The organism is Radiobacillus sp. PE A8.2 (genome assembly GCF_045635475.1).
Taxonomy (GTDB): Bacteria; Bacillota; Bacilli; order Bacillales; family Amphibacillaceae; genus JBJGXI01.
In genome coordinates this window covers 15,353-32,871 of the sequence record NZ_JBJGXI010000041.1, presented here as the reverse complement: position 1 = coordinate 32,871, position 17,519 = coordinate 15,353, and the positions used below count along the sequence as shown (strand labels likewise).

The window sequence follows — 17,519 nt, the reverse complement described above, 5'->3', positions numbered from 1 at the left end:
TCCCTCCCTAAAATCATTAAATATCGGAACGCTCTACTTTTTGATTGTTTTCTTCTAAAAGATCATCACTTCGTTGTACTTGATTCGGAAATTTTGGAAAAGGAGCAGTCGGCAATGTTTGATACCAGTAAGCTGTACTGCAATAATCATCACTTCGTTCAAAATAGCTGGTATCGCTTTCAATTGTGGTGCCAGCTGCACGATAATGAACGAATTCTTCTCCATAATGCCTTTTTGCTGATGCTGTGTCACCAAAACCAATTTGTTGAACCGTTATTTTTAAGTCTTCCTGAAAATAAATCGGGTCTTTCACGTGAAAACGATATATAGAGTACAAACCATTATCATTTTCTACTAAAGGCGCACCTTGGTATGGAGTAACTGTTGGCTCAAGACCCCACGCAGATCCCATATAGTCTTCTGCTCCTGTGCCACATATAGTCGGAAATGCTGTATCTCCATCGATAAAAAATTTAAATTCCCCTTCGCCCCACCATGATTCTGTGTAAAGTGAACGAACACCGAGAACGGTTCCGAGATAAACACCTTTTCCTTTTACACCATCTAACACGGTAAAGTCTTCGTGAATCGGACATGGATTGGCTCTGCGAAATTGCGCATGGAAATATCCGGTATCCTCATCAATTTCGTCATCCAACGTGAAGTCAATTTGATAGAAAAATAACGGGACATCACTATCTGAGTCATTCTCGATTGTTATTCGGGCAGCTTTTTTAAATGGCATTGGGATCCAGCAGTTAAAGCCTTTTCCTTCTTGCATATATATTAAATCAGAAACAAGGTTGCGTTGTCGGCCATGTGCAATGCCGAAAAAATCTCCAATCGGCACTTCAACACTTGGTTGCTTCTGATCATCCCAATACATACGAATAATAACGTTGCGCATATGTTGAACATTTCCCGGCGGCAGGGTACACCATATGTGTCGCACCATCCCTGGTCCTTTCGAATCAAGCAAAACGTGAGTTTCACCTGGTTTAACATTTTCAAGGCACGGACTGCCTTTTCGACCATTATTCGCTTTTCCACCAGCGCCTACTTCCGCTTGTTTATTTTCAGCAGTAGCAGCCCGGCTTCTTAGTTTCTTTAATTGGTACAACAATAGAATCTCTCCTTTTAACTGTATGAAAAATAAAATCAAGTCTATTAGCGAGGGCGTCAGATGACAGGTTTAGCGTACCTTATAAACCACCTCCCATAAGTGTGAATCCTTCTATGTTAATAATTGAATTAGAGTTTTTGTTTTGGTGGAGCAGTAGATTCTCCCATGATCAACTCGGTCTGTAATTTGGTGTTATTTGGTACATCTTCACCATTGAGACGATGAATAAGAAAACGAGCACACAATGAGCCAATCTCATACTTCGGTTGATTAATCGTCGTTAGTCTCGGTTTTACAAGTTCTGTTAAATCAATTCCGTCAAATCCAATAATGGAGATATCATCCGGGATGCGTATCCCTTTCTCGTCGAAGGCTTTAATTGCTCCAATCGCCATCTCATCATTTCCAAAGAAAATTGAAGTTGGCCAGTCTTGCTGGGAAAGCAAAATCTTTGTCATCTGGTAACCGCTCTCTCGGGTAAACAGACCATTAAATATCCATTTCGGTTGAAAGGACAGATTATGTGATGCCAACGCTTCCTTATATCCAACAAATCTGTGCGTATTATCTAATGTGTCTTTGGGACCACCGACAAAGGCGATATCACGATGTCCCAATTTAATTAAATGCTCTGTGGCATTAAACCCTCCTTTGCGATTATCAACAATAATGTTAACTAAATTTTCATTATTAAGTTCGCGATCTAGTACTACAATAGGGAACCCAATTTGCGCAGTATCCAATAAAACATCATCTGGTATTTCGTGTGACAAGACAATCGCACCGTCTACTCGCATCTCTTTCAGAAATTTGATACCGGTTGAATCACGGTCTAGAGCACCGCTATTAGATGTGGTACAAGCAATCAAATCGTACCCGTGCTGTTGAACGGTGTGTTGAACCCCTTTAATTATTTCTGAGTAATAAGGACCAGTAAAATCGGAAAGAATAATAACAATTATTTTTGTCGACTGCTTCTTAAGATCAGAGGCAAATCCATTCTTCTTATAGTTAAGAAGTTTGGCTGCTTCCAATACTCTCTGTCGTGTCGTTTCACTGATTTTCTTATTACCATTCAGTGCGTATGAAGCAGTGGATAGTGCTACTCCAGCTTTTTTAGCTACATCTTTAATCGTAGGCATATTGATGCTCCTTTCTTTATTCTGTCGAATCGTTTCACCATTTGACAGATGAATTTCTTATCTATAATTAGTTAAAATCGTGGTTCACATCTTTATCTTATCTATTTATATACTTTTTAGCAAGTTCTATGCAGAAATCAGGTGAAAATAATTTCGATAAACCTAGTGAAAATAGTGAAACAAAAAACAAATATACTATTGCACAAAAAAATATTAATCTTTTTAAAACCTTTCATATCAAGGTTTTTATGATCGTTTTTTTGTTTTAAAAACGAAAACACGTTGACAACGCTTTCAGCCCTAGATATAATTTGTGGTGTGAAACGTTTCACCTCACGATTGGTGAAATGAAAATAAAATTTTTATTACTTAATAAGGGGAGTGTCAAAGCAATGGGAAATAAAAAGATTAGCTTTTTAGTTGTATTGTTGTTCAGTTTCATATTTGTTTTAGCTGCATGTTCATCTGATGGTTCGAATAATGCAGAGGGCAACAATGAGAATCAAAATGCAGATGGTAATTCTAATGGCGATTCCGACAGATCATTGAAAATTTGGGGAATGGGTGCAGAAGGAGAAAATCTTGCAGAATTCGTGAAAGGCTTTGAAGAAGAAAGCGGGATTGATGTAGAAGTACAATCCATCCCTTGGGATAATGCACATGATAAGGTTGTAACTGCAGTTGCTTCTGGAAAAGGTCCGGATGTTATTCAGGCTCCGATGACTTGGGTTCCTGAATTTGGAGCAGCTGGGGCATTTCTTGATTTGACTGACTACATCGGTGATTATCCGAATTTAGACCAAAGCAATTTCTTTGAAGAATCAGCAGCTTCAACTGTCTATGATGATCAAATTCTTGCTGTACCGTGGTTCGCTTCCACACGTATTCTTTATTATCGCACAGATTTGTTAGAGGAAGTTGGTTATCCTGAAGGTCCAAAAACGTGGGATGACATGATTGATGCCGCAACAAAACTGACAGCTCGTGGAGATGATCAATACGGTCTTGATATTGCGCAGGAAGATACAAACATGCCATTTATTTTCGCATTACAACAAGGTTGGCAGTATGACGTCGATAAAGGGGCAGCTAATTTCGAAGATCCTAAATTTAAAGATATGGTCGAACTGTACCATAGTTTCTTCGAGAAAGACATTGCCCAATTAACGGAAGGTAAAGAATTGATGCAGGCGTTTAGTGATGGATCAAAACCGATGTTCTTCGGCGGTCCGTGGATGGTAAGTACAATTGAAAACCAAGCACCGGAACTTGAAGGCAAATGGAACATTGCGGTAATGCCTGAAGGAGAAACAAAAGACTCTTTCATGGGTGGAACGCAATTAACGGTTTTCCATAATACGGACAAAGTGGACGAGGCACTTGAATTCTTAAATTATATGGCAAAACCAGAAACACAAGTTGCTTGGTATAAAAAAATGAACTCTATGCCAGCAGTGACAAGCGCTTGGGAAGATCCGACATTAGCTGATGATCCATTGCTTGATACATTCCGTGAGCAATTAGAAAACACGCAAATACCACCAATGTTTCCAGAGTATGAACAGATTGCAGCAGAGCTTGTAAAAACGTTGGAACAGATCAACCATGGTGGTGCAGATATTGATCAAGCCCTAGAAGATTATCGAGATGAAGTGGAGAGTATTTTAGAATAGTAATGATCGATGAGGCATGCAGCAATATGCATGCCCTCTCTTTCATATGGCGGAACTTAGGGGGAATAAAAATTGAGTAAAACGAAGATGAAAATTATACCATATCTATTTATAGGACCTGCCGTTCTATTATTACTACTTTTTTCATTTTTACCGATACTTGTTGCGTTCGGAATTAGTTTTACAGATATGGATTTGATGGGACTGGCTAATTGGTCACAAATTAGCTTTAACGGATTTGAAAACTACGTTGACCTATTGCAGGATAAGGTTTTTCTTCAATCCCTCTATAATACCTTTTTCTATGTCATTATTGGGGTGCCTTTAGCTGTAGGTAGTTCATTTTTTATCGCATTCTTTATTAATTTGGTTACAGATTGGCTATCTTCCACATTTCGGGTCATTTATTATATGCCTTCGATTACGAATATCGTTGCGATCGCTGTTGTGTGGGGATTCTTGTATAACAGGGAATATGGACTGTTTAACTATTTACTATCTTTAATTGACCTTGCCAAAGTTCCTTGGTTGGAAGATCCGCTAATTGCCAAATTTTCATTGATTTTATTAGCCGTTTGGAAAAGTAATGGCGTTAGCATGCTGATCTTCTTGGCAGCAATACGTTCCATTCCGCGAACATATTACGAGGCTGCTGAAATAGACGGTGCCAATCGTTGGCAGCAATTAATAAGAATCACGTTGCCATCGATGAGTTTTGCAACGTTCTTTGTGACAGTTACTACTTTAATAGGCTGGGTGCAATTTTTCGAAGAGCCGTTTGTCATGACAGATGGCGGACCATTGAATGGAACAAATTCAATTGCATTGTTTATTTATCAAGAAGGCTTTAGATATAGCGAATTTGGATACGCTGCTGCAGCTTCATTTATCTTGTTTGCACTTGTTATTGCTGCAACACTTTTCCAATTCAAAATAAAAAAATCAGACAATATGTGAGGTGGCTACGATGAAGTTAAGAAATAATGTTGAACGATCAGTTATTATTACGATTATGTCGATAGGCGGCATCTTGGTAGCCTTACCCTTCGTTTGGATGGTGCTGAGCTCGTTTAAGACAGAAAGGGAAGTATTAAGTATTCCGCCTACAATGTTTCCGCAAGACCCGACATTTGCACATTACGTGGAACTTTTTACAAACTTAGATTTTGATGTGTATTTAATTAACACCTTGATTATCGTATTCTTCATGATGGTAGGATTATTGCTTAATACAATGGCAGGATACGGATTCGGAAAATTTGAATTCCGCGGCAAAGAAATTTTGTTTGTTGTCGTGCTAACTACAATGATGTTACCCGGTCAGGTTACGATGATCCCAACTTACCTGATTTTGAATGAAATGGGCTTAACAAACACAATGACCGGTATCGTTTTACCCGGGCTTATTGTAGCTTTTAACATCTTTTTAATCCGTCAATTTATGGTTACTATTCCAAATGACTTAATTGAAGCAGCAAGACTTGATGGCGCTGGTGAATTTTATATCTTTTTCAAATTAATCATCCCGCTATCGAAGCCAATTTTAGCAGTCCAAGTTATTTTAACGTTTATTGCTGGTTGGAATAGTTTTATCTGGCCGTTAATTATAGCGAATGATCAATCGCTTTATACATTATCTGTCGGATTACAACTTTTACAAAGTGAAAACACACCTAATTATGCACTTCAAATGGCAGGGTCAGCGATCATGGTTATTCCTATTATCATCATTTTTATTATCTTCCAAAAGTACATTGTGGAAGGATTTAACGTATCGGGCATTAAATAATACAGACAAATATAAATATAAACAAATCTGGGGGCATGGGAAGTGAATGAAGACAAATTAATATCATTATTACATGAAATGACAATAGATGAGAAGATACACCAATTGATTCAACTAGCTACTTTCTTTTATGAAGGGGCTTCAGATAAAGGTGAAATTACCGGTCCATTGGGGGATATGGGCATCTCCAAGGAGGTCGTCAACAACAGTGGTTCCGTACTCGGTGCTTCAGGTGCAAAAGAAGTAATAAATATCCAAAAACAACACTTAAAAAACAATCGACTAGGTATTCCGTTATTGATTATGGCAGATATTGTTCATGGATTTAAAACCATTTTTCCAGTGCCGCTAGCGATTGGTTGTTCATGGGATCTAGAATTGGCTGAAAAAAGTGCAGAAATTGCTGCAAAGGAAGCTGCTGTATCCGGTGTGCACGTTACATTTGCACCAATGGTCGATCTAGTTCGTGACCCTAGGTGGGGGCGTGTGATGGAATCGACTGGTGAAGACCCCTATTTAAATGGCGTTTTTGCCGAAGCATTTGTCCGAGGGTTTCAAGGTTCAAATCTAACAAATGAAAAATATCGTGTCGCGGCCTGTGTGAAGCATTTTGCAGCATACGGCGCTCCAGAAGGCGGCCGTGACTATAACACAGTCGATATGTCGGAAAGACAGCTGCGTGAATCGTATTTACCAGCTTATAAAGCTGCTTTGGATGCGGGCTGTGAAATGGTCATGACGGCTTTTAACACGGTTGATGGTATACCTGCTACAGGTAATAAAAAACTCATGCGTGATTTACTAAGGGATGAATGGGGTTTTGATGGCGTTTTGATTTCTGATTGGGGCGCTGTTAAAGAATTAATTCCGCATGGCGTAGCCAAAGACGAGCAAGAAGCTGCATTAAAAGCAATACGTGCTGGTCTGGATATTGAAATGATGACCGCTTGTTATGCCAAGAACCTTCGCACGCTTATGGAAAAAGGTGAGATCAGCGAATCACTTATTGATGAATCTGTCTTTCGCATTCTGCAATTAAAGCAAAAGTTAGGCTTGTTTGAAAATCCGTATCGTGATGCGAATGAAGCAGAAGAAAAAGAAATTATTATGAGTGAAGCACACAGGGAAACAGCGTACTCGTTAGCAACAAAGTCATGTGTGCTATTAAAAAATGAAAATATATTGCCGCTTCAACCGCAACAAAAAATTGCGTTAATCGGTCCTTTTGCGGATAACGGTGATATTCTAGGACAATGGTCATGGCACGGCTCACGAGATGATGCAGTTACCTTCCAAGAAGGACTTAAATCTAAAGTAGCAGATAACAATCTTCTTGTTGCACAAGGGTGTGAGGTGGAAAGCATTAATGCGGCGCAGTTGGATGAAGCGTTATCCGTAGCTAATCAAGCAGATGTGATTGTACTGGCATTAGGTGAGCGTTCGGAAATGAGTGGCGAAGCAGGCAGCAGAGCAGACATTCGTTTACCGGAAGCGCAGTTAAAATTAGTGGATCAATTAAGTAAGCTAAACAAACGCATCGTTACGGTTTTGATTAATGGCCGTCCACTTGATCTACACGGCGTAGTCGAGAAATCCGATGCCATCTTAGAAGCGTGGTTCCCTGGAACGGAAGGTGGTAGAGCAGTTGCAGATTTGCTTTACGGTGATGTAAATCCATCTGGTCGTTTAACAATGTCTTTCCCACATACGGTCGGACAAGTGCCCGTTTATTATAACCATTTTAATACTGGTCGCCCACAAGGGGCGGAAGATGCACAAATCCGCTATGTATCACAATATCTCGATATTCCTAACGAACCCTTATATCCGTTTGGATTCGGATTAAGCTATACCACTTTCTCCTATCATAATGCAACACTGTCAGCTAACACGCTATCACGTGACGGCGATTTAACTGCCTCTATAACAGTGAAGAATGAGGGTGATATGGCAGGCGAGGAGCTCGTTCAATTATATGTAAGAGATGTAGTTGGTGAGGTTGTTCGTCCATTGAAAGAATTGAAAGCTTTTGAAAAAGTAACATTACAGCCAGGTGAAGAACGAGTAGTCCATTTTACTTTAACTGAAGATCAGCTGAAATATTATCATGCTGATTTAACATACATCAGCGATCCCGGTGAATTCTCTGTATATATTGGACCCAATAGTCAAGATGTAACGGAGCTTTCATTTGAATTAGTAGATTGAGGTGTTTCTATGACAACTATGCAACGGACGAAATATAACATTACAGCAGGAGATTATCAATTCTCCTTTCTATCTAGTGGCGATGTTTTCGAAATTTCCTACAAAACCATCATGATTAATCAATTACTGTCCAATCCGATTGATGGCGCATTAAACAACCTATTTTTGCGTGTGCATCGAGAAGGTAAGGTCCACGCTTATCCATTACTAGGTGCGCAATCAAATAGTCTGGTGTCGTTTGCCGCCGAACATGTTACTTGGGAAGGCAACGTGGAAGGAATAGGGTACAAGGTAACTTTTCATCTCACAGAACAAGGTGTATGGTTTTGGGATGTGCAAGTTGATGGCAAAGGTACCCAGGTTGATATGATCTACGGTCAAGACGTTGGTATGGCAGATAAAGATGCCCTGCGCAACAATGAAGCATATGTGTCACAATATATGGACCACAATATTTTTGAAGATGATCAAAAAGGCTATGTTGTTTGCTCGCGCCAAAACCAGCCGCAATCAGTTGGTTTTCCTTACTTGCAGCAGGGTGGACTGACTAAATCTGTCGGCTTTTCTACCGATGGTTTTCAGTTTTTTGGTAAAACCTATAAAGAAACAAATCAAGCCGATATACTGACGAAACCAACTTTAGAAAATAACGTGTATCAATATGAATTTGCATACATTGCCTTACAATCTGAACGTGTGACATTGGCAGGCAAACAACAATTTATTTTTTACGGTTTATTCCAGGAAAATCACGAGCAAGCTGTAACAACTTTAGAGCATGAAACGTTAATAGCAGATGCTTGGAGAACTGTAAATGCCAAGGAAAGTTCACCAACAGTGCTTGTCAATCAAGTAAGTAAGTCTAATAATATTGGTAATCCGTTAACCACAGAAAGGTTAACACAAGAAGAACTAGACGACTACTTTCCAGCACGTCACCAGGAAGAGTGGGACGGCGATACACTACTCTCTTTTTTTACAGACACATATGAGCATATTGTATTAAGAGATAAAGAATTACTCGTCGAACGACCGCACGGACACATTATTATGTCTGGTCAAAATCACCAAATCCAATCCAACACGATAACGTCGACCTCTTGGATGTATGGTGTATTTAATGCACAGCTTGTTGTGGGCAATACGAATTTTAACAAAATGCTTTCCAACACGCGTAACGCATTGAATATCCACAAAACATCCGGTCAACGCATTTATGTTAAAACGGATGATACGTATCATTTGTTAGCATTACCTACCGCTTATGAACTTGGATTTAACTATGCGCGTTGGTATTATAAAACAGCAACAGATACCTTTGTGATTACAAATTATACAACTGTAGACAAGCCAGAAGTACGGTTGCACGTACGTTCGTTAAGTGGAAAGAACTATCGTTACCTGATAACGAACCAAGTCGTTATGCAACCGAATGAATATGAAGTTCCATTTGAAGTAGAGCAGTCTGATAATACGCTAACGTTTACCGCTGATCCAGCTTCCACAAGTGCGGATGTCTACCCTAACCTCACTTATCAGCTGCGTATCGATGGGGCTACCTTTAGCTTAGCAGATGAAACAAAGCTCGCCACAAACGTAACTACAAATGCTGCCTCACTGGTTGTCTGTGAGCTAGAGGAAGCCAGTGAATGGAATATGACAATTCAGGGACAGCTCCATGGAGAGGAGTTGCCTTCAGAAACTAGAAGCTTCGCTAGTGAAAGAGAGCGATATCGCAGCTATTACCATCAAGTAATGAAAGGTTTTCAGCTAACGAAGTTCGGCCAGAAACCGGCTGAATTGAATAAGGTGAATGCCTTGGCATGGTGGTATACACACAATATGTTGGTACACTTCTCTGTGCCACATGGTCTGGAACAATATAGCGGGGCAGCTTGGGGTACGCGGGATGTGTGTCAAGGACCGACAGAGTATTTTTTTGCAACGCAAAACTATGACTCTATTAAAGACATTATCAAGACCGTGTATGCACACCAATGTATAGAAGAAGGAAACTGGCCGCAATGGTTTATGTTTGACCGTTATGGGCATATTCAAGCAGATGAAAGTCATGGAGATGTGATCGTTTGGCCATTAAAAGTAATTGCCGATTATCTGGAGGCAACGTCGGATTATCAAATTTTACAAGAGAAAGTGCCTTACACGAGCAACAAAAATGGCTTTCGCTTCACAGAAGAGACGGCAACTATCTATGACCATATAACAAAACAACTTTCATATATAAAAGCGCATTTTTTACACGATACGCATTTATCATCCTATGGTGATGGCGATTGGGACGATACGTTACAACCAGCAAATGCCCAATTAAAACAATATATGGTGAGTAGCTGGACGGTAGCGTTAACGTATCAAGTCATGCAAAAGCTGTCAAAAACGATGGAAAAATATGACCAACAGCTTGCAGATGAATTAGCATCGCTTGTAGCTGGAATAGAAAAAGATTTTTCCGAATATATGCTTCAAACTGACGTAATCCCAGGTTTTCTTTACATGGAAAATCCGGAGCAGCCAGAGATGATGCTACATCCAGCCGATACGAAAACAGGGATCCATTACCGGTTACTCCCTATGCAACGGAGTATCATCAGTGAACTGTTAACCCCAGCACAAGCAGAAAGCAACTATCAGTTGATTAAACAAAAACTGTATTGTCCGGATGGTGTAAGGCTCATGAATCGCCCAGCCAATTACAGCGGTGGCGTAAGTAGACATTTCAAACGTGCTGAACAGGCCGCTAACTTTGGCAGAGAAATTGGTTTACAATACGTGCATGCACATATTCGATATGTAGAAGCAATGGCAAAGTTAGGTAAGGAACACGAGGTTTGGCAAGGTTTACAAATGATTAATCCGATCGGTATTCAAGCTGCTGTTCCCAATGCTGAAATCAGGCAAAGCAATGCTTATTTTAGTAGTTCGGATGGTAAGTTTGCAACCCGTTATGATGCACAAGAGCAATTTGATAAACTCCGCGATGGTTCCGTATCAGTTAAAGGTGGATGGCGAATCTATTCAAGTGGACCAGGAATTTATATGAATCAATTAATCTCAAATTGTTTAGGCATCCGTCAGGAAGATGGAGCATTGGTCATCGATCCGATTTTACCGGAAACATTTGATGGCGTGTCTTTTGACTTTGAGATAAATGAGAAAGCTGTAACTTTTGTATATCATACCGGTAATAGCGAAAAACGAGTTGTTATTAATGGGAAACAAGTAGAAAATGGCAAACAAATGAACAATCGATATCGCCCTGGCGGTATCGCTGTTACAATAAATGAGTTACACGACAAATGCAAGCAAGACATCAATGTTATCGACATATACTTTTAGATGAATTAAGAACAAAAGCGCAGAGCGCCGGTTAGCGACGTACGGACTGGACTGAACCGCAGGAGTGCCGCTTAGAAACGTAGCGACTGGAGCGAATCGAATGAGATAAAGGAAATATGCCCCGCATAGGGGTATGTCGACGTTGGACGACAAGTCCGCTTTTAGTCGAACTTCCATCAAACTTGAATCGATGATGACTTATCGTAGGGCGATTCGTGAAGTCGTGTAGTTTCTGGCGCTCGGAGCTAGACACATTCGCAAATTTTATACTTTCTTATCCAAAGATAAAGGATGATAACAATGAAAATACTCTACATTGACATTGACTCACTACGACCAGATCATCTAGGATGTTACGGCTATCACCGAAATACATCTCCTAATATCGATCGAGTCGCCAAGCGTGGGGTCCGGTTTACGAATTATTATGCATCGGATGTCCCATGCGCCCCGTCACGCTCTGCATTATTCAGTTCGCGGCTCGGCATTCATAATGGGGTGGTGAACCATGGTGGTTTACAAGCTGACATTCGTCCAATCGGTATCGACAGGCCTTTCAACTACCATGATTCAGAGCATGAAGCATGGGTCGATACTTTACGCAACCAGGATATGCATACGGCGATTATTAGTCCCTTCCCTGGTCGCCATGAAGCGTGGCACATCTTGCGCGGCTTTATGGAGATGAACGATACAGGCAAGCACGCCGCTGAAACAGCTGAAGAAGTTACTGAAGAAACATTGCGCTGGCTTAAAGGGCGTGGAACAGAGAAAGAAAATTGGTTCTTATATGTGAACGTGTGGGATCCACACACCCCATACCGAACACCAGCAGATTATGGTAATCCTTTTGAAAACGATCCTGCACCAGAGTGGCTTACTGATGAGATGATTCAAGAACACGGTGAAAGCTATGGACCATACAGTGCTCGCGATCTTCCTAAAGCAAAACAATGGCCAGGATTGCCTGACGAAATCCGTAATCGGGACGACTATAAACGATGGATAGACGGCTATGATACGGCGATTCACTACGCGGACAAACACGTCGGAACAATCATCGATCAACTTGAGCAGCAAGGGATTTTAGAGGAGACTATTATCATCATCTCCGCCGATCATGGTGAAAACCAAGGCGAGTTAAACGTCTATGGTGATCACCAACTAGCTGACAATATTACATGCCGTATTCCATGTATTATCGCTGGCCCTTCATTCAAGAAAGGTCATGTGGATAAAGATTTCCACTATCAAATTGATTTAGGACCAACATTAGCGGATCTTGTTGGCGGCAAACAACGCGATCGATGGGATGGAAGAAGCTTTTTACCAGCGATTACAGAAGGGAAATCAGCGGGGCGGCCTCATCTGGTAGTCAGTCAAAATGCCTGGAGCTGCCAGCGAGGGGTTCGCTTTGATAACTGGATGCTCATCCGCACGTATCATGATGGGTTAAAAGAACTCCCAGATTTCATGCTGTTTGATGTGGAGAATGATCCGCATGAGACAACGAATTTATTCGAAGAACGTCCAGAAGTCGTTGCGAAAGGGTTACGTATTTTGGATGAATGGGTATCAGAACAAATGAAAACGTCTGATTCACCAATTGACCCCATGTGGAGCGTCATCCACGAAGGTGGTCCGTGGCATACGAGAGATGATATTGATTTGGAAAGATATTTAGAAAAGCTACGCAGTCAAGGTCGCTATCGTGCGGCTGATCGATTGGAAGAGCGATATCGTGGATAGCTTGGGCTGATGCCAAATTCCATCTTTGGACAATTGCAGGGAATTATGATGTGTATGGAACAGCTCTTTTTCTGGAAATTAGAGCTGTATGTAATGAAGGGCACTTAGGCAATTGCTAAGTGCTCTTCTTTTAATAGATTTAAAATCTTTTACTCGTTTAAACTCCCTCCGTATTACCACACATTGAACCAACATTTTAATAAACTATAATTAAAGTTCGATTCAAAAATACCATCGCACGCTTGTTCATATATGGAAGATAAAGAGAACTGCTAACCTGTTTCCCTACATAAAACAAAATAAATTTATTGTCCACAATGAGGGCTAGTTAGGGCACTGCAACAAAGTAATGGTAACTCTCGTCCAAATTAGGATTATAGCTCCGATTCATGGAGTTGTTCGGACCCTCTGATTTTGATGCAGGACCATACCTGTGTCTCTTTTTTTTAACTAATAATAACTTCCTTACCAGTTCTAGCTGATTCATAGATGGCATGAATTAGGTCGACAGCTTTTCTAGCCTCTTCTCCTGAGACAAATGGTTCACGATCATCCAATACTGCTCGAGTCATGTCCCATACAAATCGGAAATGACCTAGCGCTAGTGGAGGTACGTCTGCCTCTGGAAATTCTACTGCTGGTTTCCAGTTGGCAGGATCTAATTTACCCTCCAATGTTTCACAAACTTGTATTCCGTTGTCATCAACGACTACCGTTCCGTTATCTCCGTTTATTTCAAAACGAGTGGCTTGGTTTGGATAAACAACGGTACTACCTTCAATGATACCAAATGATCCATTGTTATATTCCACAACTACGGCGGCAGTATCTTCTACTTCGATATTTCGAGAGACTGCTGTTGCACGAGCAAATACCTTCTTCACTCCACCATTTAACCACTGAATCATATCCACACCATGGACACCCTGATTCATCAGAGCACCACCACCGTCCATCTTCCATGTTCCACGCCATCCTGCACTATCGTAGTACTCCTGACTCCGATAATACTTAAGATATGCGTTGGCAAAAGCAAGCTTTCCAAATACTCCTTCTTCCATCATACGTTTAATTTGCAGGTTAGTATCTAATGCACGACGCTGATACACTGCTCCTAATTTGACGTTAGCCTTTTTGCATGCTTCAATCATTGCAGTCATTTTATCAGCTTGAATCTCTAACGGTTTTTCACATAATACGTGCTTACCCGCTTTCGCTGCTTGAATCACTAAGTCTCCATGCGTACCACTAGGTGTACAAACGATGACAACATCGACAAGATCATCTTGAAAACAATCTTCTAGAGATGCATAGTTTTGTACACATTTAAATTTTTCTTGAAACTCTATCGCTTTTTCTTCAGCCACATCGACAACCGCGATTAATTCCGCTTCTGGAATAAAACTTATTGCTTTTGCATGTTTTGGTGCAATGACACCTGTCCCGATTATCGCAAATCCTACTTTACCATTTCTCATTTGTCTACCCCTCCAGGTCTTCTTTGCTTCGAAATTATATAGTCAAGCTATTTACTTCTTTACTTGAAAACTATTAATCTTATCCATAGATATGGAACAACCAATCCCGTAACCATCAGGTAACTCAACTGTACCATCATTAATTTTAGGACCATATTCAACAGGGTCATCAGCTAAAAATATTGGGCCATTCAGGTCCACAGGTGTTTTTATATCAAGATAATTAAATAAATGAGCACTTGCAGTTAAAGCAAGTGATGATTCCGTTAATCCACCACCTAATAGACCCACATTAGCGGCTTTGGCAATTTCACCACAAAGCTTTGCTTTTCTTAATCCTCCCATTTTAGTTACCTTAATCACGACAATATCACAAGCTTCTAACCGTAATGCCTGCGTCATGTTTTCAGGTGTCCATACACTTTCATCCAACGCAATCGGAATACTCGTTTTACGACGTAAACCAGCATGGCCGACTAGATCTCCAGCGGATAAAGGCTGTTCAAATACATCCACGCCGATATTTTCCATCGCACTTGCAAGACGAACAGCCTGCGGGAAATTATATGCTTGATTGGCATCCACACGAAAAAAAAGTTCCGGTGCTGCTTCCTTTACGGCCTCTACAATTTTTATATCTTTTTTTGGATCCAAGCCAACCTTTACATCCACCCCTAAATAACCATTGTTTTTTGCATATTCCGCTTTTTTGTATGCTTCTTCTGGATCGTTTGTGCTGATAAGATAAGACAATTCAATTTCGTTTTTAAAAGTCCCAAACCAGAGATCAGATAATCTTCTTCCTGTATGCTTACCGATTAGGTCATGCAGCGCCATATCAATAGCTGCCTTTGCAATTGGTTGACCATGAGCTATTCCAGATGCTATTTGTTTGTTCATTTTTAGACTAATCGCTTCTAGATCCTCAGGATTTTCACCTAAGAGTACTGGCTTTATATAGTGATTGATGGTTGTCACGACGGATTCCTGTGTTTCATAGCTCCAGCGGTGACTTGGCCGACATTCTCCCCATCCTTCAAACCCCGAATCACTTGTTATTTTGACATAAACATGTGGCGCACCTTCTTGCTGACTACCTACTGATCCACTAGAAATAGAAAAGTTTTGCTTCATAGGTAGGTTTAAGGGAAAGACTTCTATTTGTGATATTTTCATTTATGTTTTTACCTCCTTCGTATTAACTAAACTAAAATTATAGCTGTTTCACCTTCACTGGTTTTCTTGTTTTACGACTTTCATTTGCTGCTTCAATAAAAGTTAAGATTTCAAAGGTAGTGTAAGGATGAACATTAGGGACTCCCGTTTTCATAAATTCAATAATTTGTTCAAGTAAATATGGCGTAAATGGCTTTTGACTTCTCTTTGAGTTGGAAGTTTGTGTTCCTTTTTCTCGATGAATCGAAGTACCAAACTCCCAGTTACCTGCACGATTTCCTCGTATTGTGCCTATCCGTCCATCGTCCCACACACCTGTCACAAAATCATGCTTTTCATTGGTATAAGCATGAACTTCCTGACAACCAGTACCTAAAATTGTATACAGCATTTCGACCGTGTGAATTCCATACCAGAACAGTCCAGGTTGAGCAGATTCTAGCTGCATTGGGCCATAACAATCAGCGCCGATAATTTCTCCCTTTTCATTATTCTCTAGCGCCTCAGTCAGTGTTTCATCATATCTTAATCCTGAGCTACTCATCAGAGGGGTGCTGTATTTTTCGGCTATTTCAATAATCTGCTTCGCTTCACTTGAATCAATCGTAAAAGGTTTATCGATAAAAACAGGTTTTTTATATGGTGCAACTGCTTTGAATTGCTCCAAATGAACCCGCCCATCAACAGAATTAATCATTATTGCATCACTTTTCTCAGCAACTTCTTCAGGACTTTCAAGCATATTCACACCATAATCTTCTGATAGTAAAGAAGTAAACTTTGGAATACGACTGTAGCTTAGTTCAAAATCTTCAGAGCCACCAGGAAATGCAACAGTGACTTTTCCTCCGGCTACATAATTTGGATTTTCCAGATCGTTTAATAGCTCTGTAAATTTTTGTACATGTGATGTATCTAACCCAATTAAACCTATTTCTAGTCTTTTACTCATTACGAACACTCCTTATACAATTTCCGTTCTTTTTTAGTTTCACCACAATGTAGGATGCATCTTCCCACTTTTTTGTGTTAGTAATAACATCTGTCATACGCCAACAATAGTTAACAAATAGCCTTTGCACAAAGACAGGGCACTTTCTATTCACAAATCTATGAAGTTTATACTTTAATTGATAGACGAGTTTATAATCTACTATTTTCCAATTGGTTGCTTCGATTAAAGCAAATAAATCCTCTTTTGAATAGTATTTCAATTTACCTTTTGATGCTGTAGCATAGGGCGATCTAAAAGTCGGGACGGAAAAAACTAGCACACCATCATCATCGATGATACGGTACATTTCTCTCGTAAGCTTATGAATATCTAAAAACAACCAATCGTATGGTCCGATTGACACGGCAGCATTGTATTGTTGATCACCAACTACAAACTGTGGATTTTCTGCATCTATTACAATAAAATCTTTCACATGATCACGTAATATTTCACTGGCATAGTCGCTTGCTTGCTTTGATACATCTACACGTGTAACATGTTTGGCATCAATACCTTTCGTTACATTGCATTCACTTGCAAGGTCCATTGCTTTTTCGCTACGGCCCATCAGTTTCCATGCTGCAACTTTTTCAGCGTCTCTTAAGTACTGTATCAGAGGTCTTGCGGGTGGCTGCTTTACCCACTTTAATAATAACTCTTGCTTTTCATCCATTCATATCAACCTTTCTTGACAGACAATTAACATACTCAATTGAACAAGCTTAACTGTATATGGACTTATTTTTGATTACACATTTGCCTTCTACTCTGAACAATATCGTCTTGCACTTACGACCTTGGATTACAATTCACAAGAAGATTAAAAA

The 17,519-nt window shown here is 40.1% G+C and carries 12 protein-coding genes; 6 read left to right on the top strand and 6 right to left on the bottom strand.

The features are described from left to right. Positions 1 to 16 precede the first annotated feature (16 nt). Together ACI6MV_RS18800 and ACI6MV_RS18795 are read right to left on the bottom strand one after the other, a co-directional pair. A complete protein-coding gene (locus tag ACI6MV_RS18800; RefSeq protein ID WP_407271859.1) occupies positions 17 to 1,123 on the bottom strand; it encodes a glycoside hydrolase family 172 protein in 1,107 nt (368 codons plus the stop codon). A 128-nt stretch (positions 1,124 to 1,251) separates the two neighbouring features. Continuing rightward, complete coding sequence (locus ACI6MV_RS18795; RefSeq protein WP_407271858.1) at positions 1,252 to 2,265, bottom strand: LacI family DNA-binding transcriptional regulator; 1,014 nt, start codon at positions 2,263 to 2,265, stop codon at positions 1,252 to 1,254. Between the two features lie 392 nt (positions 2,266 to 2,657). Here ACI6MV_RS18795 and ACI6MV_RS18790 point away from each other — a divergent pair, with 392 nt between their 5' ends. From ACI6MV_RS18790 to ACI6MV_RS18765, 6 genes are all read left to right on the top strand, one after another. Continuing rightward, on the top strand, positions 2,658 to 3,938 hold the full coding sequence (locus tag ACI6MV_RS18790; protein WP_407271857.1) for a sugar ABC transporter substrate-binding protein: 1,281 nt from the start codon (positions 2,658 to 2,660) through the stop codon (positions 3,936 to 3,938). 87 nt (positions 3,939 to 4,025) lie between these two features. After that, entirely contained in the window at positions 4,026 to 4,895 is an 870-nt protein-coding gene (locus tag ACI6MV_RS18785; protein WP_407271871.1) for a carbohydrate ABC transporter permease, read from the top strand. A gap of 10 nt (positions 4,896 to 4,905) precedes the next feature. Beyond that, positions 4,906 to 5,727, top strand: a complete 822-nt coding sequence (locus tag ACI6MV_RS18780) for a carbohydrate ABC transporter permease (RefSeq protein ID WP_407271856.1) — start codon at positions 4,906 to 4,908, stop codon at positions 5,725 to 5,727. Positions 5,728 to 5,769: 42 nt separating this feature from the next. After that, the gene (locus tag ACI6MV_RS18775) at positions 5,770 to 7,935 is read left to right on the top strand and encodes a glycoside hydrolase family 3 N-terminal domain-containing protein (protein ID WP_407271855.1); all 2,166 of its coding nucleotides are present in this window, start codon (positions 5,770 to 5,772) and stop codon (positions 7,933 to 7,935) included. A 9-nt stretch (positions 7,936 to 7,944) separates the two neighbouring features. Next, positions 7,945 to 11,292, top strand: a complete 3,348-nt coding sequence (locus ACI6MV_RS18770) for a GH36-type glycosyl hydrolase domain-containing protein (protein WP_407271854.1) — start codon at positions 7,945 to 7,947, stop codon at positions 11,290 to 11,292. A gap of 300 nt (positions 11,293 to 11,592) precedes the next feature. After that, positions 11,593 to 13,041: a sulfatase family protein gene (locus tag ACI6MV_RS18765; protein WP_407271853.1), complete on the top strand. Its 1,449-nt coding sequence runs from the start codon at positions 11,593 to 11,595 to the stop codon at positions 13,039 to 13,041. 446 nt (positions 13,042 to 13,487) lie between these two features. Here ACI6MV_RS18765 and ACI6MV_RS18760 read toward each other — a convergent pair whose 3' ends face one another. Genes ACI6MV_RS18760 through ACI6MV_RS18745 form a run of 4 tightly spaced genes read right to left on the bottom strand, consistent with a single transcriptional unit; the run spans position 13,488 to position 17,365 of the window. Beyond that, positions 13,488 to 14,519, bottom strand: coding sequence for a Gfo/Idh/MocA family protein (locus ACI6MV_RS18760; protein ID WP_407271852.1), 1,032 nt, complete (start codon positions 14,517 to 14,519; stop codon positions 13,488 to 13,490). Between the two features lie 51 nt (positions 14,520 to 14,570). Next, positions 14,571 to 15,695 (bottom strand): mandelate racemase/muconate lactonizing enzyme family protein, encoded by a 1,125-nt coding sequence (locus tag ACI6MV_RS18755; RefSeq protein WP_407271851.1) that lies wholly within the window; start codon positions 15,693 to 15,695, stop codon positions 14,571 to 14,573. Between the two features lie 37 nt (positions 15,696 to 15,732). After that, on the bottom strand, positions 15,733 to 16,647 hold the full coding sequence (locus tag ACI6MV_RS18750; RefSeq protein WP_407271850.1) for a Gfo/Idh/MocA family protein: 915 nt from the start codon (positions 16,645 to 16,647) through the stop codon (positions 15,733 to 15,735). Further along, positions 16,640 to 17,365, bottom strand: coding sequence for a class I SAM-dependent methyltransferase (locus tag ACI6MV_RS18745; RefSeq protein ID WP_407271849.1), 726 nt, complete (start codon positions 17,363 to 17,365; stop codon positions 16,640 to 16,642). The genes ACI6MV_RS18750 and ACI6MV_RS18745 overlap by 8 nt, the downstream gene beginning before the upstream one ends. Between the last annotated feature and the right edge of the window lie 154 nt (positions 17,366 to 17,519).